Genomic DNA, 26371 nt, shown 5'->3' on the forward strand with positions numbered 1-26371 from the left:
GGGGATGGGGGTATTCCCGTGGAGCCATCGGAGTTCCCATGGCTGCCATTGGATTCCGCATTGGAAAGCTCTTCGGGACGGGGCTACGTTCGAGGACATCGCCACACCGACGGCCCCGAACCGGGGCGCCGGGTGGGCGATCACCGCTCTTCGGGCCGGACCCCGGCCCGTACCCTCCCGGGAGAATCCCCATGCCCAAGATCCTTTTCGTGATGACCGGCACCGACTTCTGGACCCTGGCCGACGGCACGAAGCACCCGACCGGCTTCTGGGCCGAAGAGGCCGCCGCGCCGTACGAGACGTTCACGGCCGCCGGGTACGAGGTCGTCGTCGCCACCCCCGGCGGGGTCGTCCCCACGGTCGACCGGAGCAGCCTCGCCCCGGAGTTCAACGGCGGACAGGAGGGTGCCGACAAGGTCGCCGCCGTCCTCGACTCGCTCACCGCGCTCCAGCACCCGATCCGCCTGGAGGACGTGGACCTGGCCGACTACGCGGCCGTGTTCTACCCGGGCGGCCACGGCCCGATGGAGGACCTCGCCGTCGACGCGACCTCCGGCCGGCTGCTGATCGACGCGCTGGACTCCGGCAGGCCGCTGGCCGTCGTCTGCCACGGCCCGGCCGCGCTGCTCGCCGCCACGAAGGCCGACGGCACGAACGCCTTCGCCGGCTACAAGGTCGCCGCGTTCACAAACGACGAGGAGACGCAGTCCGGTTTCGCCGACAAGGCGAAGTGGCTCCTGGAGAGCCGTCTGGTCGAGGCCGGCGTCGACGTCCAGGTCGGCGAGCCGTGGGTGCCGAACGTGGTCGTCGACCGCAACCTCATCACCGGCCAGAACCCCGCCTCCGCCGCCCCGCTCGCGGACCGGGTCCTGAAGGAACTGGGCTGACGACCACGGTCTGACGAGCGAGGACCGACGACACGACCCGCCGGACGCCCCCGTACCCCATGAGGGTGCGGGGCGTCCGGCCCCGTGGAGGTACGGGACGTCCGGCTCCGTGAGGGTGCGGGGCGTCCGGCCGACCGCAGGTGACCTCCGCCGCCCCGTGGTCCGCCGGAGGCTCCGAGCTCGCGACCTCCACGCCGGCCCGACCCCGCCATAGGGATACGAGTAGTCTTCCCGCGTGAGGCATACGAATCCTGATGAGGCGGTCGGCGTTTCCCGCTCCGGTGCGGCGCCCGGCGGCAGCGCGGGGGCGGCGGACCTGAACCTGCTGCGTACCTTCCTCGCGGTCTACCGCTCCGGCTCGTTCACCGCGGCCGCCGGGCTCCTGGGCCTGTCGCAGCCCACGGTGACCACCCAGATCCGTGCCCTGGAGCGGCAGACGGGCCGGGAGCTGTTCGAGCGCCTCCCGCGCGGGGCCGCCCCGACCACGGTCGCCCACGACCTCGCGGCCCGCGTCGCCGCTCCCCTGGACGCGCTCGCCGCCGCGACCGGCCACGACTCCGCACCCCATGAGCGGGCCGCTCCCGTGCATCTGGCGGGCCCCGCCGAACTGCTCTGCACCCGCGTCCTGCCGGCCCTGGCGCCACTGGCGGCCGAAGGGGTACGACTCCGGATCACCCCGGGCCTGACCGAACCGCTCCTCGAAGAACTCCGTGCGGGACGGCACGACTTGGTGATCGCGACCTTCCGGCCTCGTGGGCGAGCACTCACCTCCGTACCGCTGATGGACGAGGAGTTCGTGCTCGTCGCAGCCCCCGTCTGGGCCGACCGCGTCCGGGAGCGGCCGGCCGAGGAGGGCCCGGCGGCACTGCACACCGTCCCACTGATCGCGTACGCGGAAGACCTGCCGATCGCCCGACGCTACTGGCGCCACGTCTTCGGCACCCGGCTCTCCTGCCCCGCCGCCGTCACCGTCCCCGACCTGCGCGGAGTCCTCGCGGCGGTCACCGCGGGGGCGGGCTTCACCGTCCTGCCCCGCTACCTCTGCGAAGCGGAACTGGCCTCCGGCGCCCTCGTGCCCCTCCGCCATCCGGACGACCCGCCCATCAACACCGCGTACCTCGTCCAACGCCCCGGCCGCCCCACCAACCCCGACGTCACCCGTGTCCGGGACCTCCTGATGGAGGCCGGACGCGCCTGGTGACGCCGGACGACGCCGCCCGGCAGGCCGTACCCGGGCCGGTGTGGCGGGCTGGGCCGGTGTGGCGGTCTCAGCGGCCGGTCGCGCCGAGGAAGACCACCGCGCCGATGATGACGAGCACGGCGGAGAGGAAGGTGTGCCGCCGTGCCTTGCGGAGCTTCTCCCGCACGATCCAGGCGTGGGCGGTCGCCAGCAGCCATCGCAGATACGGGTCGGTCCGAGCAATGTTGCGGTGGGCCGTGGCCAGTCCGCGTTCCAGCGCCGCCCGTTCCTCCGGACCGGCGGTCGGCATCCGTCGGGAGATCTCCGTGGCGACCCTGCGGTGCCGCAGCAGGCCCTCGACGTCGGTGGCCGCGGAGCCGAAGTAGTAACCGGGCGCGGCGTCGAGCTGCTCGCGCAGCCCGCGCAGGTCCGGCGAGGTGAGAACCTCGGGTGTGGTCAGCGGTGGTACGAGCACCTCGCTGGTCTGCCACATGGCCCAGGCGACGCCGAGCAGGGCCACGAACAGACCGCCGCCGGCCCAGGCCGCCTGCGCCCAGTCGCCGATCCGCCCCACCGCGAGCAACGGGCCGCCGCCGAGCAGCAGCGCGCCCACGGCGCCGGTGGACGCGAGGGTCCATCGCGCGGCCTCCCGGCTGTCGGCGACGGAGTCCAGCGGCGAGGGCAGGGCGTCGAGGACGGCGCCGCCGGGATCCCCGGCCGCCGACGGGGCGCTCACGGCGAGTCCCTGCGGAACACGACGCCGAGCGGACCGGGATCGTCGTCCGGCAGGTCCACGTACGGCGCCCACTCCTCCCCGTCGAAGTATTCGAGCAGGCCGGCCTCGTTGACGCGCACCGCGTTCGACTGCGGGGGCTCTTCCGGGGTGTCCGACATGAACTCAGTATGAAGGGATGCGGAGTTGGCGTCATTGTCTCGTGGACGTCCGCCCCGTCATCCTGGTCACGCAGGACGAGGACACAGGTGAGAGCGAGACGGGGGGCTCACATGATCACTCTGGCCATCGGCACGACGAACGTGACGTGCGACATCGACGGTGTGCGAACCGCACAGACACCGAAGGCGGCGAGTCAGCGCACGGCGGATCTGCTGTGGCGGCTGCGCCGGGAGCCGTCGGACGAGCTGCTGCGGGAGGTGGGCGCCGCACTAGCGGACCGCTTCCTGGACGGCCCGGTCGGCCGCGCGCTGTCGGAGGAGTTACGCCGGCCGGGCCGGCACCGGGTCGGCGTCGAGGTGACCGATCCCGCGGTGGCGGACCTGCCTTGGGAAACGCTCTTACCGCCCGGTCACGGCGTACCGCTGGCGCTCGACCCCGGCGTCGATCTCTACCGGACGACGCGGCGCACCGGCGGGCCGGCCCCCGCCGCGGCCGGCGGCCCCCTGCGGATCGTCGCCGCGGTCGCCGCCCCCGACGACAGCTCGGGCGACCTCCTCGACTACGAACGGGAGTGGGCGAGGATCCTGGACGCCGTGGAGCCCGGTCGCCGCTCGGGCCACCGGGTGCGCGTCCTGGAGTGGGGCAGCGCAGCGGCGATCCGGTCCGCGCTCGACGCGGAGGCCTGCGACGTCCTGCACATCTCCTGCCATGCCCGCCCCGGCGCGCTGCTCCTGGAGACCCCCACGGGCGAGGAGGACGCGGTGGACGCGGCCCGGTTCGTACGGGACGTGATGCCGTCCGACGGCGGGGTGCCGCTCATCGTGCTGGCAGGCTGTTCCACCGCCCTGGAGGGACAGGACGAGCTGCCCGGCCTGGCCAGGAGCCTGCTGGACAACGGGGCCCAGGCCGTCCTGGCGATGAACAGCCTGGTCAGCGACGACTACGCCATCGAACTGTGCGCGCGCCTGTACGAGGGGCTGGCGAGCCGCCCGGACACGGACCTCCTCACCGTCTTCTCGGAGGTGCGCCGGGAGCTCGCGCGCGAACCGCGCCCGCTTCCCGAGTGGGCGACGCCGGCGTTGTTCCTCGCCGATCCGGAGTTACGTCCGGGCGGCAGCCCCTCCGCCGCACGACACGCCACCGACTCCGCCGCACGGGGCCTCGCCGGCCCCCTCGAAACGCCCGGTGCCTCCTCCGGCGAACCCGGCACACAGGCGGTCGTGGTCGACGGCACGGTCCGCGGACGGCACGACTTCGTCGGCCGCAGAAGGACCCTGCGGCAGCTGGCCGGGGCAGCGCCGCGGGTCCTGCTGCACGGCATCGGCGGCATCGGCAAGACGAGCCTGGCCGCCGAACTCGTCCACCGTTTCACGGCGGCCTTCACGGACGGAGTCGTGGTGGCGGTCGCCGGTGAGACGGCCGTCGACACGGTCCTGGAACAGCTGCGCCGTCGGCTGGCCGCCCACTGCGCCCGGAAGGGGCTCGACGAGACCGATCCGCTGCACCAGTGGGTGATCGCGCTGAACGAGCCCGGACGCGACTGGCGGGAGCTGCTCGACGCGTCCGCGGGGGCCGCCGTACCACCGTTGCTGCTCGTTCTCGACAACGCCGAGGACAACCTGGAAGCGGAGCACCACCTCGTCGACGCGGAGCTCGCGGAGTTCCTTCAGGTCTGGGCGGAGCGCCACAGCACCCTCGTGACCAGCAGGTATCCCTTCCCGATCGCGGGCGTCGAGAGTCTTCATCTGGGACCGCTGACCTGGCAGGAGACCCGGAAGCTGATCTGGCGCCTGCCCGGCATCGACGCCCTGTCGCCGCCCGAGCAGGCCCAGGTGTGGGCGCGGCTGGGCGGTCATCCGCGTTCCCTGGAGTACCTCGATGCGCTGCTGCGGGACGGCGCGGCCCGCTTCGACGAGGTGAGCGCCCGGCTGGGCGCCGCGCTGGCCGGGCGCGGGATCGCCGCGGGCGGGGGTCTCGGGCGGAAGTTGTACGAGACCGGTGCGCTGATCGCGCAGGACGTGCTCCTGCCGGAGCTGCTGGCCCGGCTCGACGCGGTCCCGGCGGCGCGGAGGTTGCTGCTGGGTGCCGCGGTGTACCGACTGCCGGTGGACCGGACGGGCCTCACGTGGCAGCTGGCGGACGCGTCGCCGGACCGGTCCGGCGCGACCGGCGCGATCGGCGCGACCGGTATGGCCAGCCCAGCCGGCGCGGCCGACCCGTCCGGGGCGAGCCAACCGACCGGCGCGGCCGACCCGTCCGACCCGTCCGAAGCGCCGGAGCCGCCGCCCGATCCGGACGGCCTGGACGAGGCCGTGGCACGGCTCCTGCACCTCGGGCTCCTCGCGCCCGCCGGTGACGGATACCTGGTGCACCGCTGGACCGCCGCGGCCCTGGCGGGCGTCGCCGGCCCGGAGCTGCTGACGCGTGCCCACCGCAGGGCGGGCGCGTACTGGGCGTGGCGGTGCGGCTCGACGACGGCGCAGGACACCTACATCGGCTACGTACTGGAGGCGAGGTTCCACGAACTGGCGGGCGGCCGCGTGCCGAGGGCCCTCGAACGCACGCATCAGGCCTGCCGCGAACTCGAGCGGAGCGGCCAGTGGGCACGGGAGGAACGGCTGCGTCACGAGTCGGTGAAGATGGCCGCACCGGGGTCGCTCGCCGCCGCCGAGTGTCTCTCGGAACTCGGCGCAGTGGACGCGCGCAGGGGGCGGTACGCGCTGGCCGAGAGCCGCTACCGGCAGTCGCTGGCCCGCTTCCAGGAGCTGGGGGCCGACGCCCTGGTCGGGGGCGTGCTGCACAACCTGGGCCTGCTCGCCGAGCACCGGGGCGACCACACCCAGTCCGAGCGCCTGTACCGGCAGTCGATCGCGATCACGGAACGCATCGGCGAGCGGGGCCGGGTGGCCATCACCCTGCACCAGCTCGCCCACCACACCAGCCGTCGGGGCGACGATCGTCTCGCGGAGCAGCAGTACGTCGAGGCGCTGGCCATCTGCGAGGAGCTGGACGATCTCGCGGGGATCGCGGCCGCCCAGCACCAGATCGGCGTCCTGGCCTTCCGCGCGAAGGACTATGTGAAGTCGGAGCAGTGCACCCGCGTCGCGCTCTCGCACCACATCACGCTGGGCGACCGGCTGAACGAGGGAAACGGCCGGCTCAGGCTGGCGAAGACAGCCCTCGCCCGGCACGACCACGCGGCGGCGCAGGCGAACGCGAGGGCGGCCCTGGAGATCTTCGAGGCGATCGGGAGCAGCACGAGCATCGCCGAGGGCTGCGAACTGCTCGGTGAGATATCCCGCGACCTCGGGGACATGCCCTGGGCCGAGACGTGCTTCTCCCGCGCGAGGGCCGTGTTCGCGGCGCTCGGGGAGAGTGAGCGTCTCGCCGCGTGCAACCGGCAACTCGGCGCCATACGAACGGTCCTGGGGCGCGTCGAGGAGGCCGTGCCGTGCACGCTCGGGGCATGGCTCGACGACCAACAGCATCCGGGTGGCCACGAGGACCTCGACTGGCTCGCCGTGCAGCGTATGGAGCTCGGCGCCGGCACCTTCGACCGGATCGTGCGCCGGCATCTCGGTGGCCCGGCCGCGGACGACGTCACGGATCTCACCGCGCGCTACTGCCGGTTGCTCGACTCCACCCCGGGCCCTTCGCCGTTGGGCGCCGCATACGTGCAGCGGGCGATCGCCGCGAGCGCGCGGGGCGCGTACGGCACTGCTCGGATGCTCCTGCTGCGCGCGCTGCCGGTGTGCGAGGCGGCCGGCGACATCGAGGCCCTCGCCAAGTGCCACGAGGACCTCGGGCTCGTGAACCTGAAGACCCGGCACCTGGAGGCTGCCGAGCGCGGCTATCTGGCCGCGCTCCGTCTCTTCGAACAGCTGGGGAACGACACCAACCGGGCCATCGTGCTCCACCAGCTCGGCCAGGTCTGCCAGGAGCGGGGTGCCTACGGGGAGGCGGAGGAGTACCTCCGCGCCTCGGTGGCCCTGAAGCGCCGTCTCGGCAACCGGGCGGGGGTCTCCAACAGCACGTTCCACCTGGGCCGGGTGGCACAGCTGCGGGGCGATCCGGAGCTGGCCGAGCAGTGCTACCGCGAGTGCCTCGCCATCGACGAGGCGCAGGGCGCGTGGGAGGAGGTGGCGCTCGACTACGGCGAGCTGGGCAACCTGAGGGCGGAACAGGGGCTGCCCGAGGAGGCGGTGCCGCTGATGGTGCGGGCGCTCTCCCTCAACCAACAGGTCAAGTCGGGCAACGCGGTGCTCAACATCACGGCGCTGCGCCGGCAGCGCGCCGAACTCGGCGACGAGGAGTTCACCCGCCTGCTCCGCCGCCACTACGACGCGGCGTCGGTCTCGGCCGTCCTCACCCTCACCGCGGTGCTGCCGACGACGGGGGGTCGCACGGGGTAGGGGGTGTCGTGTCGATCAGGCCGCGAGCCCGGCCTGATCGACACGACACCCCCTGAGTACGCCCGTCCCGGTCCGCCGGCTTCGGCGCGGCAGCGCGACAGTGCCCCGGAACCCGTCCTTCCGGGCGGACAGGCGTTCTAGCGTGCCGGTCATGACCTCGCTCAGGTACAGGCGGGCGCCGTTGCTCGCCTTCGCGGCCGTCCTGCTGCTCGTCCCCCGGACGGGCGTGGCGCAGGACTCCGCGGCGCGTCTGCGGGCGGCGGCGCCCGAGAGCGTCTCCTCCGTCGCCCGGCCGCCGGGCGACGCCGCCCGGGAGGCGGCGACACCGGACCGCCCCTCGTACGACGTGGCGCTGCGCGCCGACGACGACGGCTCGCACTGGACCGGCCGCCAGACCGTGTCCTTCCGCAATGCCGACCGGACGCCGCTGAGCTCGGTCGACGTACGGCTGTGGGGCAACGGCGCCGACGGCTGCGGAGCTCCGGGCAGGCCGTCCCCGGTCCGGGTGGGCGAGGTCGCCGGAGGCACCGCGCGACCGCTCACCGTCGACTGCACCGCGCTGCGGATCGACCTGTCCGCGCCGCTGCCGTACGGAGCGCGTACGAGCGTCTCCTTCGACGTCTCGATCGCCGTCCCTGACCGCGTCCACCGCTTCGGCAGGGACGGCGCGCACCGCTATCTCGGCAACGCGCTGCCCCTGCTGTCCGTACACGACGCACAGGGCCGGCACCTCGACCCGGACGTCGGCTTCGGCGAGAGCTTCCACACCCTGGCCGGTGACTTCCGGGTCGTCCTCGACCACCCCGGCACGCTCGTCGTTCCCTCGACGGGCACCACCACCCGGCACGCGGGCGCACCCGGCCGCACGGTGACCACCGGTGTCGCGCGCGGGGTGCGGGACTTCGCGTGGGCGGCGGGCCCCTTCCGGTCGAGGACGGTGACGACTCCGGGCGGAATCCGGCTGAACGCGTACTGGACCGCCACCACGTCCCCCGCGGGCGTCGCGACCGATCTGAGGGACGCCGCCGGCTCGGTCGACGCGTTCGGGAAGCGGTTCGGGCGCTACCCGTACGGCGAGCTCGACCTCGTCATGAGCGACACCCTCGACGCGTTCGGCAACATGGAGTTCCCGGGCCTCGTCCTGCTGTGGACCGAACCGGAGGGGTCGGCCGCCGTCCACGAGATCGCCCACCAGTGGTTCTACGGCATCGTCGGCAACGACCAGTTCACCTCGCCCTGGCTGGACGAGTCCTTCGCCCAGTACGCGAACCAGCTGTACTACCGGGAGGACACGGCCACGTGCCGGGACGGCCAGGGCGCGTGGCCCAGCGACACGGCCGCCCTCACCCACCCCCTGACCTACTACGCGGGCGGTCACCGTCCGGAGTACGTCCGCGTCGTCTACTGGCGCGGTGCCTGTGCCCTGCACGATCTGGAACGCGTCCTGGGCGGCCCGGCGATGACGGCCATGCTGCGCGGCTACGTGCGAGACCACTGGCTCGGCGTGTCCACGACCGCGGACTTCAAGCGTGCGGCCCAGGCGGCGACGTCGAAGGACCTCGGCCCTTTCTGGACGGAGCACAGGATCCACTGAGCGGGCGGGAGGCGATCGGGTCGCGACCCGGCTTGCCACCTCTGTTGTCGTGGCGCCTTCGAGCGACCGCCGAGATCCGCACGGTCACTCGGTGCCGGTGGCGGGCACGTCGTCCCAGGCCAGCGAGGCCATCCTCCATCCCGCCGGGGTCAGGAGGTACTGGGTGGTCTTGTGGCCGGAACCCTCGAACCACTCGCCGTTGTGGTAGCCGGACTTGCGGTACTCACTGAAACGGTGCGCGATCGATCCGAAGATCTCGGTGCGCGCGGCGACCTCCCGTTCGGAGAACTCCGTCAGCGTCCCGTCGGTGAGCATCCTCTGACGGGGTTCGATGAAGGCGTCGAGATCGTAGATCACCGGTTCGGTTCCGACGTTCGCGATGATCCTCCCCTGCGGAATGAAGACGTCGCGAATGACGCCGAGGTCGGGCCGGCTGCCGCCGGTGTTGGTGAAGGCGCCGACGAACACGCCCATCAGCCGGTCGAGTTCGGCCTGGACACCGGACACGGACGCTTCTCCGGCAGCGGGCCACTCCTCGGAGAGGACCGACCAGACCTCGATGTCGTGCCGCACGCCTCGGTACGGAGAATGACGCCGCAGCACACCGTCGCGCGTCATGCCGAGCCGGCGCGCGGCCCCGATGCTGCGGGTGTTGCCCGCCGCGACCCACCATTCGACCCGGCTCATGCCCCGCTCCGTGAAGGCCCAGTCGATCAGCGCCCGGCAGGCCCGGTTCACCAGGCCCCGCCCCTCCCCCGCCTTCTCGAGCCAGCAGCCGATCTCACACACCCCGGAGGTGCTGTCGAAGCGGGTGAACATGACGCCGCCGACCAGAGTGCCGTCCAGCCAGATACCGAAGATCCCGCCGTTGTCCGTGGCCAGCCGGTCGGCGTAGCGCTGGAGGGTGGCGGTCGCGGAGGGCAGGTCGGTGCTGAAGGTCGCCCAGGGGATCCACGGGTCGACGGTGTCCCGTGCGCGGTCGATGTGGGCGAGGAACTCCGGCGCCTGCCAGGGCCCCAGGGGGCGGAGCCGGGCACCCTCACCTATGGGCAGAGTGAACATGTGAGCATCGCTCCCTCGGTGCGTAACAAGCGTTCGGTACGTAAGCTAGCAGCATGCCGCCTGCACCTGGAGACCGCGCCGCCCGCCGCGAGGACGTATCCGAGACGGTGTGGCAGGTTCTCGCCGACAAGGGGTTCGGCGGGCTGACCCTGCGCGCCGTCGCGGCCGCGATGAACGTCTCGACCGGGATGCTCATGCACTACTTCCCGACCAAACGGGCCCTCATCACGCACGCCCTGGACCTGCTGGAGAAACGCACCGCCGAACGCCCCCGTCGCGCACGTCCCGGCGCGGGCCTCGCCACCGTGCGCGTCATGCTTCTGGACATCCTGCCGCTGACCCCGGGCGACACCGCCCGCAACCGCATCTGGGTCAGCTCCTGGGACCTCTCGCTCGCCGACGACGCCCTCGCCACAGAGCAGGCCGACCGCTACACCCGCCTGCGCTCGACTCTCCTCCCCCATCTGGAAGCGGCACGCGACCTCGGTGAGCTCTCGGCCCTCACCGACCTGGAACACCTCGCCGCCAGTGCCGTCGCCTTCACGCACGGCCTTGTCGTCCAAGCCCTCTTCGACCCCGCCCGCTTCCCCGGGGAGGTACAGACCGCGATGCTCGACGACTTCCTCGCGTCGACCGCGCGGTCCCGCCCCGACACCACCGGCGACAGCCCGCCGACCCCCGGCCGGCAGGACGGCGCTCCGGCCGCGCGCTGAGCCGACCACCCTTCCCGGCATGCCGTGCACGCATTGCTTTCACCGCCTCCCATTGCAATGCAGCGTTGCATTCGGCTCCAGCGTCATTGCATCAATTTACCGATATCCACCTGGGGAAATGGATTTCGAGTGATTGACGATATTTCGAATGCAACGTAGCTTTCGCGATGCGTCAAACACGCAATGTCGCGAGATGAGGAATGGCCATGAGCGAATCCCTCCACACCGTCACGACGCTGCCGACGGAGCGCCCGCGCGGCTGCCCCTTCGACCCGCCGACGGAACTGACCGACGCCCGCCGGCACGGCCCCATCAGCCGCTACACCCACCCCGGTGGAAAGCCCGGCTGGATGATCACCGGATACGACCTGGTCAGGCAGATCCTGGCCGACCCGAGGTTCAGCTCGCGCAAAGACCTCCTGAACGTGGTCGACTTCGAGATCCCTCCGGCCCCGCCCGGCGAGTTCCTCCTCATGGACGAACCACAGCACGGTCGCTACCGGAAGCCCCTGGTGGGCAAGTTCACCGCGCGCCGGATGCGGCTGCTCACCGAACGCATCGAGCAGATCACCACCGAATGCCTGGACGCGATGGAGGAGACGGGGCCGCCGACGGACCTGGTGACCGCGTTCGCCAAGCCCATCCCCACCATCATCATCTGCGAGCTGCTGGGCGTGCCGTACGAGGACCGGGACTCCTTCCAGGAGCAGATCGACACGTTCATGAACGGGGAGACGAACGACGAGGACCTGATAGCGGCCTACACCGCGACCCAGGACTACCTCGCACAGCTGGTGGCCGCCAAGCGCGCGAACCCCACCGACGACGTGCTCAGCGAACTCGCCGACAGCGACCTGACCGACGAGGAACTGCAGGGCATCAGCCTGATCCTGCTGGCGGCCGGGTTCGACACCACCGCGAACATGCTGTCCCTCGGCACGTTCGCGCTGCTGCAGCACCCGGCGCAACTGGCCGCACTGCGCGCCGATCCCGCGCTCACCGACCGAGCCGTGGAGGAGCTGCTGCGCTATCTGAGCGTCGCCAAGACGTTCATGAGGACGGCACTCGTGGACGTCGAGGTGGGCGGCCGGACCATCGAGGCCGGCACGACCGTCGTCCTGTCGTACAACACCGCCAACCGCGACCCCGAGCGCTTCACCGATCCCCACCTGCTCGACCTCCACCGGCAGCACGGCGGGCACCTGGCCTTCGGGCACGGCACCCACCTCTGCCTGGGGCAGCAGCTGGCCCGCGTCGAGATGCGGGTCGCCTTCTCCGCACTGCTCGACCGCTTCCCCACGCTGCGCCTGGCCGTACCGGCCGAGGAAGTCGGCCTGCGCCCGGAGACCGCGGACATCTACGGGGTGAAGAGCCTCCCCGTCACCTGGGACGTGTGACGGCGAACCGGTGAGGCCTTCCGCGCCGAGCTGGAGGCGGCGGGCTGGAGCAACGGGCGTAGTCACCCGCCCCTGAGCGTCGTCACCCGCCCCTGAGCGTCGTCACCCGCCCCTGAGCGTCGTCACCCGCCCCTGGGCGTCGTCACTCGCCCCTGAGCGTCATCGGCGCTGTCCCCGGGTGGGCGGATCCCCGTTCCCGGCCGAGGTCTCCGCCGCCGAACCGTCCACAGCCGCGCCACTCGGCGCGTCGTCCGGCAGCCCCAGGTAGTGACTCAGCGGCGGCTCCTGCGCCAGCACCGCCCCGATGGTGAACGCGAAGGTGATCGCCGCGCACACGACGATCAGCCAGGACAGCACGGTGAGGACGAGCCCGAGGGATCCGTAGTCCGCCAACGCCTTGTTGAGCGCGTTCGGCATGTACAACCGAGCCGTCAGCGCCAGCGCACTCGTGGCCGTCGCCGCCAGGATCCCGCCGGGCAGCAGGGGCAGCCAGGGAACGCGGTTGGCCAGCAGCAGGTGCTGCGTCCACATCCAGATGCCCACGCTCACGAGGAAGAAGACCGGAATGCCGACCCACAGGCCGGCGCCGAAGCCGTCCCGCAGCGGCCCCTGGACAAGGAGGACCAGGAACAGCGCGAGCAGCCACACCACCCATCGCCAGGCCGCGAGCCGCGTCTTGGCCTTGGGCAGCGCCCAGGCCCGCTCGCAGACGCGCGCCATGGCCCGGCTGAAGCTGGTGGCCGAGGCCAGCGCGATGACCAGACCGACCACACCCGTCGTCTCCCGCAGCTCGTCGTCGGCGGAGTCGCCCAGAACCTGCTGCAGCTCGACGTCGGAACGCCCGCTCAGCCCGAAGATGGCGCGCAAGGATTCCCGCAGCTGGTCCCGTACGGAGGCGGGGGCGAACGCCGCGACGGCGAACAGGAGCGGCACGGAGGCCAGGAAGGCCTGAGCCGCGAGCCGGGTCCCCGCGTCCAGCAGGTTCCCGGACAGCAACCGGTTCGCGATCTCGGTCAGGACAGGCAGCCGCTGCTCGGCCGTCGCACGCAGATGCCGCCATCGTGTCGCCCAACTCGCCATCGAGACTCCTCCAGGCACCTTCCCTTACGCCTGGACAGGCGCTTCCTCGTCCGGCACGGGCATCTCCTCACAGTCGCGCCCAGACAAACCCGCCGGCGCGGTTCCGGCCAGACAGAGTGGAGCAAACGGGTGAGTGCACGCCGACGCGTGATGCCGGTCCTTCCACAGGCCACGTCCGCTGATCGACGCCAGAAGGCCGTTCCTCTTTCTGCGTGAGGAGTTCGGCCCCACCCGGACACGGCTGTGTGACACGGCCGAAACAGCCCGTCCCTAATTTCTGTCACCCGACAGGTATCTGCCAAGTGACAGGGGCCGCCATGACCACCACCGCTCCCAGTGAAACCAGCGAGGTGCGGCCCGCCCCCTCCGGCGGCTCCGGAGAACTGGCGGGCTTCGGCTACCAGCAGGAGCTCCGCCGCCGGATGGGGCGGTACGCATCGTTCGCGGCGGGATTCTCGTTCATCTCCGTGCTGACGACCGTCTTCCAGTTCTTCGCACTCGGCTACTCCTTCGGCGGCCCGGCCTTCTTCTGGACCTGGCCGGCCGTCCTCACGGGACAGCTCCTCGTCGCGGCCTGCTTCGCCGAACTCGCCGCCCGCTACCCGATCGCCGGCGCCGTCTACCAGTGGTCGACCAGGCTCAGCACGCCCGCCTTCGGCTGGTACGCGGGGTGGATCATGGTGATCGGCCGGGTCGTGGTGGTCGGGGCGGCGGCCCTGGCCCTCCAGGCCGTGCTGCCCGCGATCTGGCCCGGCTTCCAGCTCGTGGGCGACGACCCGTCCCCGGCCTCGGCGAGCGGAGCGGCCAACGCGGCGCTGCTCGGTCTCGTCCTGCTCACCCTCACCACCCTGGTGAACGTGCTCGACAACCGGGTCCTGACGGTCGTCAACACCATCGGCGTCACGGCCGAGATCGTCGGCGTCGGCCTCATCGTCACCCTGCTGCTCACCCACTCCCGACGCGAGCCGTCGATCGTTCTCGACACGGGCGGGGCGGGAGCCGGGGCGCTGCTCGTGGGCGCGTTCACGGCCGCGTACGTCCTCATCGGCTTCGAGAGCGCGAGCGAGATGAGCGAGGAGACGATCGATCCGAAGCGGACCGCGCCCCGCACGACGTTCTCCGCCCTGACGACCTCGGGCGTCTGCGGTGGGCTGCTCCTGCTCGGCGGTCTGCTCGCCGCTCCGAGCCTCGCCGACGGCCGACTGGGCACGGAAGGGCTCTCGTACGTCCTGACGAGCACGCTCGGGGACGGGATGGGCAAGATCCTGCTGGCGGACGTGGTGATCGCGATCTGTGCGGCCACCCTGGCCATCCAGACCTCGGCGACCCGCATGCTCTACTCGATGGCCCGCGACCGGCAACTCCCCTGCTCGGGCGCCCTGTCGAGGGTCCCGCGCCGCACGGGCATGCCGGCGACGGCCGCGGTGGTCGTCGGTGTCCTCGCCGCGCTGCTGCTCCTCCTCAATTTCCTCTCCCCCGAGGCGCTTCTGGCCATCGGCACCACGTGCATCGTGATGGTCTACCTGGCATACGCGATGGTCACCGGCCCCATGCTCCTCAGCCGCCTCCGCGGCCACTGGCCCCCGCCGCCGTCCACCGACGAGACCGGCCGCCCTGCCTTCTCCCTGGGCCGCTGGGGCCTCCCGGTCAACGCCCTGGGTCTGGCCTACGGCCTCTTCATGACCGTCAACCTGGCCTGGCCCCGCGCGGAGGTCTACGACCCGACCGGCGGCCACTGGTACTTCCAGTGGTTCTCGCTCCTCTTCGTGGGCACGACGGTGGCCCTGGGGGCTGCGTACCGCCTGACGAGGCGCCGCCCGGGCTGATCCCGCGCGACCGCCCACCCGCGCGGCTCCCCACCGCGCAACCGGCCGCCGGCACGGCTCCCCACCCGTGCGGGTGGCCATCCGTGCCGGCGGTCACCCGTGCGACCGGCCACCCGCGTCGCCGTCAGACCCCGACGATCCTCAGCGCCGCGTCCGCCACCGCCGGCGGGAAGCCCTCGTCCGCACGCCCCACCAGGATCACCCCTTCGATCAGCCCGAACACCAGGTCCGTCCGGACGCCCAGCTCCTCCTTGTCCAGCCCCGCCCCCGCCCGCGTCGCCGCCACGAGCTGCCCGTACGCGTCCTTCAGGTCCTCGCGCACCCGGTGGAACCCCGCGAACCGTTCCGAGCTCCGCACCTCCGGCAGCACGTACAGAACGCCCAGGTTGTGCGGGCCCCCGCACAGCAGCTCCACGTCCGAGCGGCACAGCTCCCGCAGCCGTTCCTCCGCCGGGCGCGCGTCGTCCGCGAGCAGGGCGCGCGCCACGGCCAACGACGGCGTGACCGTGGACTCCAGGAGCTCGGCGAGCAGGTCCTCCTTGCCGCCGAAGTAGTGGTACATCGTGGCCTGCCGCATCCCGGCCCGTTCCGCGACCGCCCGCGTCGTCGTCGCCGCGTACCCCTTGGTCGTGAACAACTCGGCGGCGGCGAGGAGGAGTTCATCCCGCGCCGACAGTCCGCTGTCCGGCCGCTGCTCGGCCCTCGGCCGCCCGACCCGCCTGCCGCTTGTGCTGCCCATGCACCGATCCTCGCACAGCCCGCAGAGGTCACCCCGCTCCCGCCCGACGGCTCCGCCGGCACTCCGCCGGGGCCCGATCCCGGTGAGTACTCGGTAACTCCCGCGCAATCGACGGGCAATGCCCCCGACCCTCCCCCGCCCTAATTTCTGTCATCCGACAGAAATGGAGGCCGACCCCCCATGGGAACCGGAACCGACACCCCCCACGGCGCCCGCGCCCACGCCCGCGCCCAGCACGGCACCCGCACCGCGACCATGCCCGTCGTCCCCGCCACCGACTGGCCGGACCCGCCCTGCGCCGCCGGGCACCTCGTCTGGGCCGAGACCGTCGCCGGCGGCGGCTACACCCACAAACTCGTCGCCCGCGGCACCGAACTCCGCCTCACCGACCTCCAGGGCGACGCCTGCGCCCACCTGCTGCTCCACTCCCGCGCCCACCCCTGGGAGCGGCTCAACATCGCCGACACCGTCAAAGTCCAGTGGAACGCCTACCTCCGCGCCGGGCACCTCCTCCTCTCCGACCAGGGCCGCGTCCTCGCCACGCTCGTCGCGGACACCACCGACGGCCGCCACGACACGCTCTGCGGCACCTCCACCCTCGTACGGAACACCCGGCGGTACGGAGACGGGGCCGCGCACTCCGCCACCCCCGCCGGCCGCGAACTGTTCAAGCTCGCCGCCGTCAAGAACGGCCTCGACGCCCGCGACCTCCCACCCTCGCTCTCCTTCTTCCAGGGCGTTGAGGTTCGCTCCGAGGACCAGGGGGACGGCGGCTCGCTCCACTTCACCGGCTCCGCGGGCCCCGGCGGCTCCGTCACCCTGCGCGCCGAGCAGGACCTGATCGTCCTGATCGCCAACGTGCCCCACCCCCTCGACCCGCGCCCCGCCTACATCAGCACGCCCCTGGAGGTGCTCGCCTGGCGTGCCGGGCCGACCCGTCCCGGCGACCCGCACTGGGACGCCACGCCCGAAGGCCACCGCGCCTTCCTCAACACCGCCGAGTTCCTCGCCGCGAAGGGCCAGTCATGACCGTCGTCCCCGCCCGCGCCGCCTGGTCGGCCACCGTCCGCACCGGCCAGTTCCTCACCCTCACCGACCTCCACGGCAACCAGGCCGTCGACTTCCTCGTCTACGACGCCCACGACACCGCCGTCCGGTACAGCGCCCCGGACACGCTCCAGGCCGGGTCCGGGATCTTCCTCACCACCGGCAGCGTGCTCATGTCGAACGAACACACCCCGCTGATGACCGTCGTCGAGGACAACTGCGGCCGCCACGACACCCTCGGCGGCGCCTGCTCCAAGGAGTCCAACACCCTCCGCTACGGCCACCACACCTGGTCCCAGCACGCCTGTGTCGACAACTTCCTCGCCGAGGGCGCCCGCCGCGGCCTCACCAAACGCGACCTGGTCTCGAACATCAACTGGTACATGAACGTCCCCGTCGAGAAGGACGGCACCCTCGGCATCGTCGACGGTCTCTCCGCCCCCGGCCTGAAGGTCGTCCTGCGCGCCGAGACGGACGTCCTGGTCCTCGTCTCCAACTGCCCCCAGATCAACAATCCCTGCAACGGCTTCGAGCCGACCCCGGTCGACCTCACCATCACGGACGGAGCGGCCGCGTGACCACCACCGGGTTCGACACCCTCCTCGTCGCCAACCGCGGCGAGATCGCCGTCCGGATCATCCGGACCGCCCGCCGCCTGGGCCTGCGTACCGTCGCCGTCTTCTCCGACCCCGACCGCTCCGCGCCCCACGTCCGGCTCGCCGACGAAGCCGTACGGCTCGGCCCCGCGCCCGCCAAGGAGTCGTACCTCGACGCCGATCTCGTCCTGCGCGCCGCGAAGGACACCGGCGCCGGGGCCGTCCACCCCGGCTACGGATTCCTCTCCGAGGACGCCGAGTTCGCCCGGCGCTGCGCCGCCGCCGGCATCGTCTTCGTCGGACCCACCCCCGAACAGCTCGAACTCTTCGGCGCCAAGCACACCGCCCGCGCCGCCGCCGAGGCCGCCGGCGTCCCGCTCGCCCCGGGCACTGGCCTCCTGCCCGACCTGCCCACCGCCCTCACCGCGGCCGAGACCATCGGCTACCCCGTGATGCTCAAGGCCACGGGCGGCGGCGGTGGCATCGGCATGCGGGCCGTGTACGGACCCGAGGAACTCGCCGACGCCTGGGACCGCGTCCAGCGCGTCGCCGCCGCCTCCTTCGCCTCCGCCGGAGTCTTCCTGGAACGGCTCGTCGAGCACGCCCGGCATGTGGAGGTCCAGGTCTTCGGCGACGGACACGGCCGGGTCGTCACCTTCGGCGACCGGGACTGCTCCCTCCAGCGACGCCACCAGAAGGTCGTCGAGGAGGCCCCGGCCCCCGGCCTCCCGGACCACGTCCGCACACGGCTCACCTCCTCCGCCCGCGAGCTGTGCGCCTCCGTCGGCTACCGCTCGGCCGGCACCGTCGAGTTCGTCTACGACGCGGCGCGCGAGGAGGCGTACTTCCTGGAGGTCAACACCCGCCTCCAGGTCGAGCACCCGGTGACCGAGGAGATCTACGGCGTCGACCTCGTCGAGTGGATGCTCCGCCTCGCCCGCGGCGAGACGTCCGTCGTCGAGGACCCGGGCGCGCCCCGCGGCCACGCCGTCGAAGCACGCGTCTACGCCGAGGACCCGGCCCGCGAGCACCGCCCGAGCGCCGGACGCCTCACCCGCGTCGCGTTCCCGCCCGGCGTCCGGGTCGACGGCTGGATCGAGACGGGTACGGAGGTGACGACGGCGTACGACCCGATGCTCGCCAAGATCGTGGCGCACGGGGCCGACCGTGCGGAGGCGCTGCGGCGGCTCGACGCGGCGGTGGCCGCGACCCGGGTGGACGGCATCGAGACGAACCTCGGGCTCGTCCGGGCCGCGCTGGCGGACGTACGGTTCCTCGACGCGACCCACTCCACCGCGACCCTGGCCGGTGTCACCGACCCGACCCCCCGGATCGAGGTCGTCTCACCGGGCACCCTCACCACCGTCCAGGACTGGCCGGGCCGGACCGGCCACTGGCAGGTCGGCGTCCCTCCGTCGGGGCCCATGGACGACCGTTCCTTCCGCCTCGGCAACCTGGCCCTCGGCAATCCGGAGGGCGCTCCGGGCCTCGAATGCACCCTGCGGGGGCCCTCGTTGCGGTTCACCCACGCGACGACGGTCTGCGTGACCGGCGCACCTGGCAGCGCGGACGTCGACGGCGCGGTCGTCCCCCTCTGGGAGCCGTACACCGTCCCGGCGGGCGGCACGCTGACGGTCGGCGCACCGGAGGGAGCGGGCCTGCGGACGTACGTGCTCGTGGCGGGCGGCCTCGACGTGCCCGCCTTCCTCGGCAGCGCGGCCACCTTCACCCTCGGCGGCTTCGGCGGGCACGGCGGACGTGCACTGCGCCCCGGCGACGTCCTGCACGGCGGCGTCGAGGTGCTGCGACGCGGCGGCGGAGACGTCCTGCGCGGCAGCGGTACGGTCGCGGGGGCGGCGGCGCCCGTACCGCCCGCCGACCGCCCGGTCATCGGCACCACCTGGCACATCGGCGTGGCCGAAGGACCGCACGCCGCACCGGAGTTCTTCACCGAGGAGGACATCCACGACTTCCACGCGGCCGAGTGGTCGGTCCACTTCAACTCGGCACGCACCGGCGTACGGCTCGTGGGCCCCAAGCCGCGCTGGGCACGGCAGGACGGTGGCGAGGCCGGGCTGCACCCCTCGAACATCCACGACACGCCGTACTCGGTCGGCGCGGTCGACTACACCGGCGACATGCCGGTCGTCCTCGGCCCCGACGGACCCTCGCTGGGCGGCTTCGTCTGCCCGGCGACGGTCGTCCGCGCCGAACGCTGGAAACTGGGCCAACTTCGCCCCGGGGACACCGTGCGCTTCACGCCGGTGGTGGTCGGGGCGGACGGGACGCTGTCCGCCCGGCCGGAGATCGTGGACGGTGGAATCCTCGCGCGGCGCGGTGACGTCACGTACCGACGCAGCGGGGACGACAATCTGCTGGTGGAGTTCGGTCCGATGCAGCTTGATCTGGCGCTGCGGATGCGGGTGCACGCGCTGATGGAGGCGGTGGAGGGAGCTCGCCTCCCCGGCGTCACCGACCTCACACCAGGCATCCGCTCCCTCCAGATCCAGATCGACCCGGGCGTGCTGACGCAGTCCGAACTGCTCACGACCGTAGGGGAGATCGAGGCGTCGCTGCCCGCGGCGGAGGAGCTCACCGTGCCGTCGCGCACGGTCCACCTGCCGCTGTCATGGGACGACCCGGCGACACGGGAGGCGATCGCCCGCTACATGGCGGGGGTCCGCGACGACGCCCCGTGGTGCCCGTGGAACATCGAGTTCATCCGGCGCGTCAACGGCCTGGACTCGGTGGACGACGTCTACCGGACGCTCTTCGACGCCGAGTACCTGGTGCTGGGCCTCGGCGACGTCTATCTGGGCGCGCCTGTCGCCACCCCGCTGGACCCGCGGCACCGGCTGGTGACGACCAAGTACAACCCGGCCCGGACCTGGACGGCGGAGAACTCGGTCGGCATCGGCGGCGCCTACCTCTGCGTCTACGGCATGGAGGGGCCCGGCGGCTATCAGTTCGTCGGCAGGACCACCCAGGTCTGGTCGGGCTGGCAGCAGCGCGGCGCCTTCGAGGCGGGCCGGCCGTGGCTGCTGCGCTTCTTCGACCGGATCCGGTGGTACCCGGTCGGGGCGGAGGAACTCCTCGACCTGCGGGCCGACATGGCTGCCGGGCGCTTCGCCCCACGTATCGAGGAGGGCACGTTCTCGCTGGCCGAGTACCGTCGCTTCCTCGACGACCACGCCGACTCCATCGACGCCTTCCGTACGCGCCAGGCGGCCGCGTTCGGTGCGGAACGGGACGCCTGGGAGGCGGCGGGCGAGTTCGCCCGCGCCGAAGCCGTCGACGGCCCGGCCGCGGAGCCCGCGGTGGTGACCGTGCCGCCGGGCTGCGAGCTGATCGAGGCCGAGTTCACCGCCTCGGTCTGGCAGCTGAACGTCGCCGAGGGCGACCGGGTCACCGCCGGCCAGCCGCTCCTCACCCTGGAGGCCATGAAGATGGAATCCCGCGTCCCCTCCCCCCGCGCGGCCACGATCACCCAGGTCCTCACCCACCCCGGCGCCCAGGTGGAACCGGGCACCCCGCTGCTGATCCTGACACCCCACCCCAGCTGACCCGTCCGCCTCTTCGGACCCCTCCTCCCTTTCCCTCCCCCTCCCCCTCCCCCTCCCTTCAAGGAGTCCCATGGCCGACACCGCACTCGCCCGGTCGCGGGCCGCGTACGACCGCATCGAGGCCGTCGACCGGCCCGAGATCTGGATCGATCTGCGGCCGCGCCCCGACGTCGAGACCGAAGCCCGGTCGATCGACGCCCGGGTCGCCGCCGGCGAGCGGCTGCCCCTGGCCGGGTGGACCCTCGCCGTCAAGGGCAACATCGACGTGGCCGGCCTTCCCACCACGGCAGCCTGCCCCTCGTACGCCTATCTCCCCGAGCGGGACGCACCGGCCGTCGCGGCCCTCAGGGCGGCCGGGGCGGTCGTCCTGGGCACGACCAACCTGGACCAGTTCGCCACCGGTCTCGTCGGCACCCGCTCCCCCTACGGCGCCGTCCGCCACGCCCACGCCCCCGAGCGGGTCAGCGGCGGCTCCAGTTCGGGTTCCGCCGTCGCCGTGGCTCTCGGGATCGCCGACCTGGCCCTGGGAACCGACACCGCCGGCTCGGGGCGCGTGCCTGCCGCGTTCAACGGAATCGTCGGACTCAAGCCCACCCCCGGTCTGGTCTCCACCGACGGCGTGGTCCCGGCCTGCGCGAGCCTGGACTGCGTCAGCGTCTTCGCCCGTACGCTCACCGAGGCCGAGACGGCCCTCGCCCACCTCGCCACCCGGCCCGCGAGCCCTCCCGGCAGCCCACGCCCGCCGGGCCCGCCGCGGATCGCCGTCGCGGACCCCACCGCCCTCGGCGAGCTCGACGACGGCTGGTCGGCCGCCTATGCCCGCGCCGCCGACCGTCTCGCCGCCTCCGGCGCCGAGCTCACCACGATCGACATCACCCCCTTCCTCCAGGCCGCCGCCCTGCTCTACGACGGCGCCTTCGTCGCCGAGCGGTACACCGCCGTCGGCACCTTCGTCGACGAACATCTCGCCAAGCGGTCGCCCGAGACGTCCGCGTCGTCCGATCTGGATCCGACCGTGGCGGGGATCATCTCCCGCGCGGGTGAGATCCCGGCCCACCGCCTCTTCGCGGACCGGGCGCGCCTCGCCCGGCTCGCCGCCCGGGCCGAGTCGGTCCTCGGTGACGCCGACGCGCTGCTCCTGCCCGTCACCCCCGGGCATCCCACCCTCACCGAGGTGGCGGCCGACCCCCTGGGCGCCAACGCCCGCCTCGGACGGTTCACCAACTCGACCAATCTGTTCGGCCAGTGCGCACTCGCCGTCCCCGCGGGCACGGTCGACGGACTGCCGTTCGGCGTGATGCTGATCGGCCGGCCGGACACGGAGGACCGGCTCGTCTCGATCGCGCGACGCTTCACCGCCACCATCGAGCTCGTGGTCGTCGGAGCCCATCTGACCGGCCAGCCGCTCAATCCCCAACTCCTCGCACTCGGCGCCCGGTTCGTCCGCGCCACGACCACCGCCCCCGTCTACCGGCTGTACGCCCTGGACACCACTCCGCCCAAGCCGGGCCTGGTCCGCACGTCCGGCGCCGACGGCACCACCGTCGAGGCCGAGGTGTGGGAGCTGCCCGCCGAAGGCCTCGGAACACTGATGGCCTCGCTCCCCCGGCCGATGGCGATCGGTCACGTCGAACTGTCCGACGGCTCCTCGGCCCCCGGCTTCCTGTGCGAGCCGGCGGCCCTGGAGGGCGCCGAGGACATCACCGCGTACGGAGGCTGGCGCGCCTACCGTTCGGACCGCCCGGGCTTCTAGACGCGCCTGGCGACCCACCGTCCGTGGGGCGGCGGTGCCGGTCAGGTGAGTGTCTGGACGGCATAGAGCGTGCCGACGGCGGTGGCGAGGGTGCCGAGGAGGAGCCGTAGGAAGGTCTCGGGGAGGCGGGGCTGGACGTGGGCTCCGAGGTAGCCGCCGACGAGCCCGCCCAGCCCGCAGGCGATCCCCAACGGCCAGTCGGGGGCGACGGAGCCCTCGGTGGTCAGGGACAGCAGCGCGTACGTGCCCGCGCCCACGACCGAGGTCACGAACGTGGACGCCAGGGCGGCCGGGGCGACCTCGGCGACCGGCACCCCCCGTCCGGCGAGGATCGGGCCGAGGAGGGAGCCGCCGCCGATGCCGTAGATCCCGCCGACCGTCCCCACCACCAGGGCCAGACCGCCGGTCGCCCGCGCCGTCAGCCCGCGCACCGGCCGCTCCCCGGCGGCCGGTCGCAGGGTCCGCGCGCACAACCACAGGCCGAGCGGCAGGAGGAAGGCGGCGATCAGCAGGCGGAACACCGTCGGACCGGGGATCGCGAACACGCGGATGACCGCGCCGACCACGACCCCGGGGACGGTTCCGGCCAGCAGGAGCCGGGTCAGCGGCCCGCCGAGCCTGCCCGCGCGGGCATGCCGGACCAGGGCGCCGGGACCGGCGACGACGTTGTAGAGCAGATTCGTGGGTGTCACCGCGGGAGACGGCACGCCCAGGACGCTGACCTGCACCGGCAGCAGGAACACCGCGCCGGACACCCCGGCCGGAGCCGTCACCACCGAGATCACCAGCCCGGCCGCGAACCCCAGCAGTCCCGAGTACCAGTTCACCGCACAGCCGTTTCGCAGATCACCGGTCAAGTATCCGCAGGCGCAAGGTGAGTTCGGCACGGAGGGGTAGGCGTCGGTTGTCTGTGCTCCGAACGCGCCGCGTGCCTCTCCCCGGCTCTTCGCTCCTGCGGTGGGTCAGTGGTCGCCCTTTCCCACGTCGGCGTCCTCGTCCTCGTCGTGTTCACGGTGGCGGCGGAGGGGGCGTAGGAGCGCGGTGAGGAGGACGGCCGTCAGTGTGCCGGCGACGACGCCGCTGCCCAGGATCGTACGGGCCCAGGCGGGGAACCCCGCGTACAGGTCCGGGGTGAGCAGCGGCAGCAGTCCCGCGGTGAGTGCGAGCGCGGCCGTCAGACTGCCCGTGCCCGTGCCGGACAGGTCGGCCCGGCGGAGCATCTCGACGCCCATCACGGCGATGACGGCGTAGACGACGAGGGACGAGCCGCCGACGACGGCCTCCGGTATGCCGGCCAGGGCGCGGGACACCGGCGTGGCGAGCCCGAGGCCGATGAGGAGGACTCCTGCCCCGGCGGTCACGAAGCGGCTGCGGACTCCGGTGAGCCGGCCGATGCCGATGTTCTCCGCGCTGGTGACCATGAGCGACGTGCCGAACAGTCCGCCCACCATCGAGACGAGGGCATCGGCGCGGGCGACGCGCGGAACGTCCCGCTCGGGGGCGGGAGTCCGGCCGACGGTCTCGCTGTTGAGCACGGTCTGTCCGGTGATCTCGGCCAGGGTGGTGAGGCTGAACACGAGCAGCGGCAGGGCGGCCACGAGATCGAACCGGGGCGACCCGAACGGCAGGAGGTCCGGCAGGGCGAAGCCGCTGCCGACCGCCGGACCGAAGGTCCCGAGGCCGGTCGTCACCGCCACGACGGTGCCGGTCGCCATCCCGATGAGGACGGAGGTCTGGCGCCAGACGCCGCGAAGGAACACGTACGCGGCGACGGTCGCCGCGACCGTGAGCGCGGCGAGGAGCACCGCGCGCGGTTCCCCGGTCCCGTCCGGGCCGGTGATGAGCCGGGCGGCGACCCGGATCATCGCGATCCCGATGAGCAGCACGGTCACGCCCATGACCAGGGGCGGGAACAGCCGTACGACCCGGGCGTACAGGGGCAGTACGGAGAGCAGCAGCGCCGCCGCCAGGAGGACGGCACCGGTGGCGGTGGGCGCGCCGTGTTCCTGGGCGATCTGGAGGAACAGCGCGGTCGCGGCGCCGCCGGGCAGCATGACGAACGGCAGGCGGCCGCCGATCCGCCACACGCCGAGGGACTGGAGCAGGGCACCCGCGCCACACAGCAGCAGGACGGCGCTGAGCAGCGAGGCCGTGGCTCCCGGCGGCATCTTCAGGGTGCCGGCGACGAGGAAGACGGTGGAGACCGGCGCGGCGATCATCGCCAGGACGTGCTGGGCCGCCAGCGGCGCGAGTCGCCGCAGCGGAACGCGCGCCGGGTCGGGTTCGGCGGGCTCGGTGGCCTTGACGGGCTCGGTGGCCTGCGCGGGTTCGGTGGCCTCGGCGGACCGGGGCGAGGCGGAGGCGGAAGCGGAGTCGGTGTCTCGGGTGGCCGTCATGCCGTCGCCTCCAGCCACGGGATGTCGGCCGCGGCGTAACGGTAGGCGCGGAAGACGGCGTTGGGTTCGGACGGGAAGAGGCCCCGGACCTCGCTCTCGTCGTATCCGGCGAAGTGGGGGACGACGTACTCCCAGCAGAGATAGCCGTCCTTCGTCACCTCGAAGAGCCGCCCGGACGGGGAGTCGGTGATGAGGGTGTTGCCGTTGGGCAGTCGCTGTGCGGAGCCCATGAAGGGCGCGAAGAAGAACTCGCGGGCCGGGTCGTGGTATTCCCAGACGACGTCGCCGCCGGCCCGGTCGATCTCGATGACGCGGGAGTAGGGCACGTCGTGTCCGGGGCGGAAGACGCCGTTGTCGAAGACCAGCAGCCGCCCGTCGTCCAGCTCGGTGGGCGCGTGCTGCTGGCTGACCGTGCCGGGTCGGCTGCGCCAGAGGATCTCGCCGGTGTCGCGGCTGATGACGACGACCGCCGAGACGCTGCGCAGGCTGGCGAGGATGTTGCCGTCCCGTAGGGGCGTGACACTGTTGATCAGGGGCCAGTGCTCGCGGGCGTAGGCCTCGTGGAGCGCGAAGGACGCGCGGTCGAGGTGCTCCGCGGCGCGCCAGGACCACAGGAGTTCACCGTCCGGGCCGACTTCCCTGATGGTGTCGGCCCAGACCACGCCGTCCGCGGCTTCGGAACCGGGCACCCCGCCTCGTACCGTCGCGGCTTCGGCCCCGGTCAGGGCCTCCAGGGCGGTGTAGAGGATGCGGCCGTCCTCGAGATGGTGGGCGTCGTGGTGCTGGAGGGGATCCCGGTGCTCCCGGAGGACGGATCCGTCGGGTGCTGCCCGGAGCATGACGCCGCCCCGGTACTTGTGCCACATGGGGAAGAGGGCGCTCTCGCCCGGGAGTACGCCGTTGTAGGCGAGGGTTCCGTCGGTGAGCAGCCGGGCGTGGCGGCCGGGCCGGTAGGGAAGGTCCCAGCGGTGGACGGCACGGCCGTGGATGTCGACGAGGTGGACCTCCCCCGTGCCCGTGAGCGGCGCGTAGAGGGTGTAGCCGTCGTACACGGCCGTCTCGTCGCAGGCGATGAGGCCGGTGGGGCGTCGGCGGCGTGAGTTCTGGTCGATCGGGGGCATGTCGGAACTCCAGTCGTCAGTCTTCGTCGGGCGTCGTCAGCAGTCGGGCGTCGTCAGCAGTCGGGCGTCGTCAGCAGTCGGGCGTCGTCAGCAGTCGGGCGTCGTCAGTA

At 72.6% G+C, this 26371-nt stretch carries 19 protein-coding genes; 11 read left to right on the plus strand and 8 right to left on the minus strand.

Annotation, left to right across the window (positions count from 1 at the left end; translation table 11 throughout):
- The first annotated feature begins 191 nt into the window (after window positions 1-191).
- Window positions 192-887, plus strand: a complete 696-nt coding sequence (locus OG462_RS06110; RefSeq protein ID WP_406055193.1) for a type 1 glutamine amidotransferase domain-containing protein — start codon at window positions 192-194, stop codon at window positions 885-887.
- Window positions 888-1122: 235 nt separating this feature from the next.
- Window positions 1123-2088, plus strand: a complete 966-nt coding sequence (locus OG462_RS06115) for a LysR family transcriptional regulator (RefSeq protein ID WP_406055195.1) — start codon at window positions 1123-1125, stop codon at window positions 2086-2088.
- 67 nt (window positions 2089-2155) lie between these two features.
- Here the strand turns inward: OG462_RS06115 and OG462_RS06120 are convergent, their stop codons facing one another.
- Together OG462_RS06120 and OG462_RS06125 are read right to left on the minus strand one after the other, a co-directional pair.
- Window positions 2156-2803, minus strand: coding sequence for a hypothetical protein (locus OG462_RS06120; RefSeq protein ID WP_406055197.1), 648 nt, complete (start codon window positions 2801-2803; stop codon window positions 2156-2158).
- The gene (locus tag OG462_RS06125) at window positions 2800-2961 is read right to left on the minus strand and encodes a hypothetical protein (RefSeq protein ID WP_406055199.1); all 162 of its coding nucleotides are present in this window, start codon (window positions 2959-2961) and stop codon (window positions 2800-2802) included. Before OG462_RS06125 ends, OG462_RS06120 begins: the two co-directional genes overlap by 4 nt.
- A gap of 111 nt (window positions 2962-3072) precedes the next feature.
- Between OG462_RS06125 and OG462_RS06130 the strand changes: the two genes are divergently transcribed.
- Both OG462_RS06130 and OG462_RS06135 read left to right on the plus strand, forming a co-directional pair.
- Window positions 3073-7374 carry a tetratricopeptide repeat protein gene (locus OG462_RS06130; RefSeq protein WP_406055200.1) on the plus strand — a complete coding sequence of 1434 codons (4302 nt, stop codon included), beginning with the start codon at window positions 3073-3075 and terminating at the stop codon, window positions 7372-7374.
- Between the two features lie 151 nt (window positions 7375-7525).
- Window positions 7526-8968: a M1 family metallopeptidase gene (locus OG462_RS06135; RefSeq protein WP_406055202.1), complete on the plus strand. Its 1443-nt coding sequence runs from the start codon at window positions 7526-7528 to the stop codon at window positions 8966-8968.
- A gap of 84 nt (window positions 8969-9052) precedes the next feature.
- Here the strand turns inward: OG462_RS06135 and OG462_RS06140 are convergent, their stop codons facing one another.
- Complete coding sequence (locus OG462_RS06140) at window positions 9053-10030, minus strand: GNAT family N-acetyltransferase (RefSeq protein ID WP_406055204.1); 978 nt, start codon at window positions 10028-10030, stop codon at window positions 9053-9055.
- A 53-nt stretch (window positions 10031-10083) separates the two neighbouring features.
- Here OG462_RS06140 and OG462_RS06145 point away from each other — a divergent pair, with 53 nt between their 5' ends.
- Together OG462_RS06145 and OG462_RS06150 are read left to right on the plus strand one after the other, a co-directional pair.
- Window positions 10084-10743, plus strand: a complete 660-nt coding sequence (locus tag OG462_RS06145) for a TetR/AcrR family transcriptional regulator (protein WP_406055206.1) — start codon at window positions 10084-10086, stop codon at window positions 10741-10743.
- A gap of 206 nt (window positions 10744-10949) precedes the next feature.
- Entirely contained in the window at window positions 10950-12140 is a 1191-nt protein-coding gene (locus tag OG462_RS06150; RefSeq protein WP_406055208.1) for a cytochrome P450, read from the plus strand.
- 159 nt (window positions 12141-12299) lie between these two features.
- On the opposite strand, the gene OG462_RS06155 is transcribed toward OG462_RS06150, so the two are convergent.
- Window positions 12300-13220: a YhjD/YihY/BrkB family envelope integrity protein gene (locus tag OG462_RS06155; RefSeq protein ID WP_406055210.1), complete on the minus strand. Its 921-nt coding sequence runs from the start codon at window positions 13218-13220 to the stop codon at window positions 12300-12302.
- 317 nt (window positions 13221-13537) lie between these two features.
- Here OG462_RS06155 and OG462_RS06160 point away from each other — a divergent pair, with 317 nt between their 5' ends.
- Window positions 13538-15046, plus strand: coding sequence for an amino acid permease (locus tag OG462_RS06160; protein ID WP_406055212.1), 1509 nt, complete (start codon window positions 13538-13540; stop codon window positions 15044-15046).
- Window positions 15047-15170: 124 nt separating this feature from the next.
- Here OG462_RS06160 and OG462_RS06165 read toward each other — a convergent pair whose 3' ends face one another.
- The gene (locus OG462_RS06165; RefSeq protein WP_406055214.1) at window positions 15171-15785 is read right to left on the minus strand and encodes a TetR/AcrR family transcriptional regulator; all 615 of its coding nucleotides are present in this window, start codon (window positions 15783-15785) and stop codon (window positions 15171-15173) included.
- A gap of 180 nt (window positions 15786-15965) precedes the next feature.
- Between OG462_RS06165 and OG462_RS06170 the strand changes: the two genes are divergently transcribed.
- The 4 genes from OG462_RS06170 (at window position 15966) to OG462_RS06185 (ending at window position 22744) form a co-directional block, all read left to right on the plus strand.
- The gene (locus tag OG462_RS06170; protein WP_406055216.1) at window positions 15966-16814 is read left to right on the plus strand and encodes an urea amidolyase associated protein UAAP1; all 849 of its coding nucleotides are present in this window, start codon (window positions 15966-15968) and stop codon (window positions 16812-16814) included.
- Window positions 16811-17410 (plus strand): urea amidolyase associated protein UAAP2, encoded by a 600-nt coding sequence (locus OG462_RS06175; protein ID WP_406055218.1) that lies wholly within the window; start codon window positions 16811-16813, stop codon window positions 17408-17410. Before OG462_RS06170 ends, OG462_RS06175 begins: the two co-directional genes overlap by 4 nt.
- Window positions 17407-20991, plus strand: a complete 3585-nt coding sequence (locus OG462_RS06180) for a 5-oxoprolinase/urea amidolyase family protein (protein WP_406055220.1) — start codon at window positions 17407-17409, stop codon at window positions 20989-20991. Before OG462_RS06175 ends, OG462_RS06180 begins: the two co-directional genes overlap by 4 nt.
- A gap of 70 nt (window positions 20992-21061) precedes the next feature.
- On the plus strand, window positions 21062-22744 hold the full coding sequence (locus tag OG462_RS06185; RefSeq protein WP_406055222.1) for an allophanate hydrolase: 1683 nt from the start codon (window positions 21062-21064) through the stop codon (window positions 22742-22744).
- 41 nt (window positions 22745-22785) lie between these two features.
- Here the strand turns inward: OG462_RS06185 and OG462_RS06190 are convergent, their stop codons facing one another.
- The 3 genes from OG462_RS06190 to OG462_RS06200 all read right to left on the minus strand — a co-directional run bounded on the left by OG462_RS06190 (window position 22786) and on the right by OG462_RS06200 (window position 26261).
- A complete protein-coding gene (locus OG462_RS06190; RefSeq protein WP_406055224.1) occupies window positions 22786-23571 on the minus strand; it encodes a sulfite exporter TauE/SafE family protein in 786 nt (261 codons plus the stop codon).
- Window positions 23572-23706: 135 nt separating this feature from the next.
- Entirely contained in the window at window positions 23707-25140 is a 1434-nt protein-coding gene (locus OG462_RS06195; protein ID WP_406055226.1) for a uracil-xanthine permease family protein, read from the minus strand.
- A complete protein-coding gene (locus OG462_RS06200; protein ID WP_406055228.1) occupies window positions 25137-26261 on the minus strand; it encodes an aryl-sulfate sulfotransferase in 1125 nt (374 codons plus the stop codon). Before OG462_RS06200 ends, OG462_RS06195 begins: the two co-directional genes overlap by 4 nt.
- Window positions 26262-26371: the final 110 nt, after the last annotated feature.

This window comes from Streptomyces sp. NBC_01077, assembly GCF_045162855.1.
In the GTDB taxonomy this organism is placed as follows: domain Bacteria; phylum Actinomycetota; class Actinomycetes; order Streptomycetales; family Streptomycetaceae; genus Streptomyces.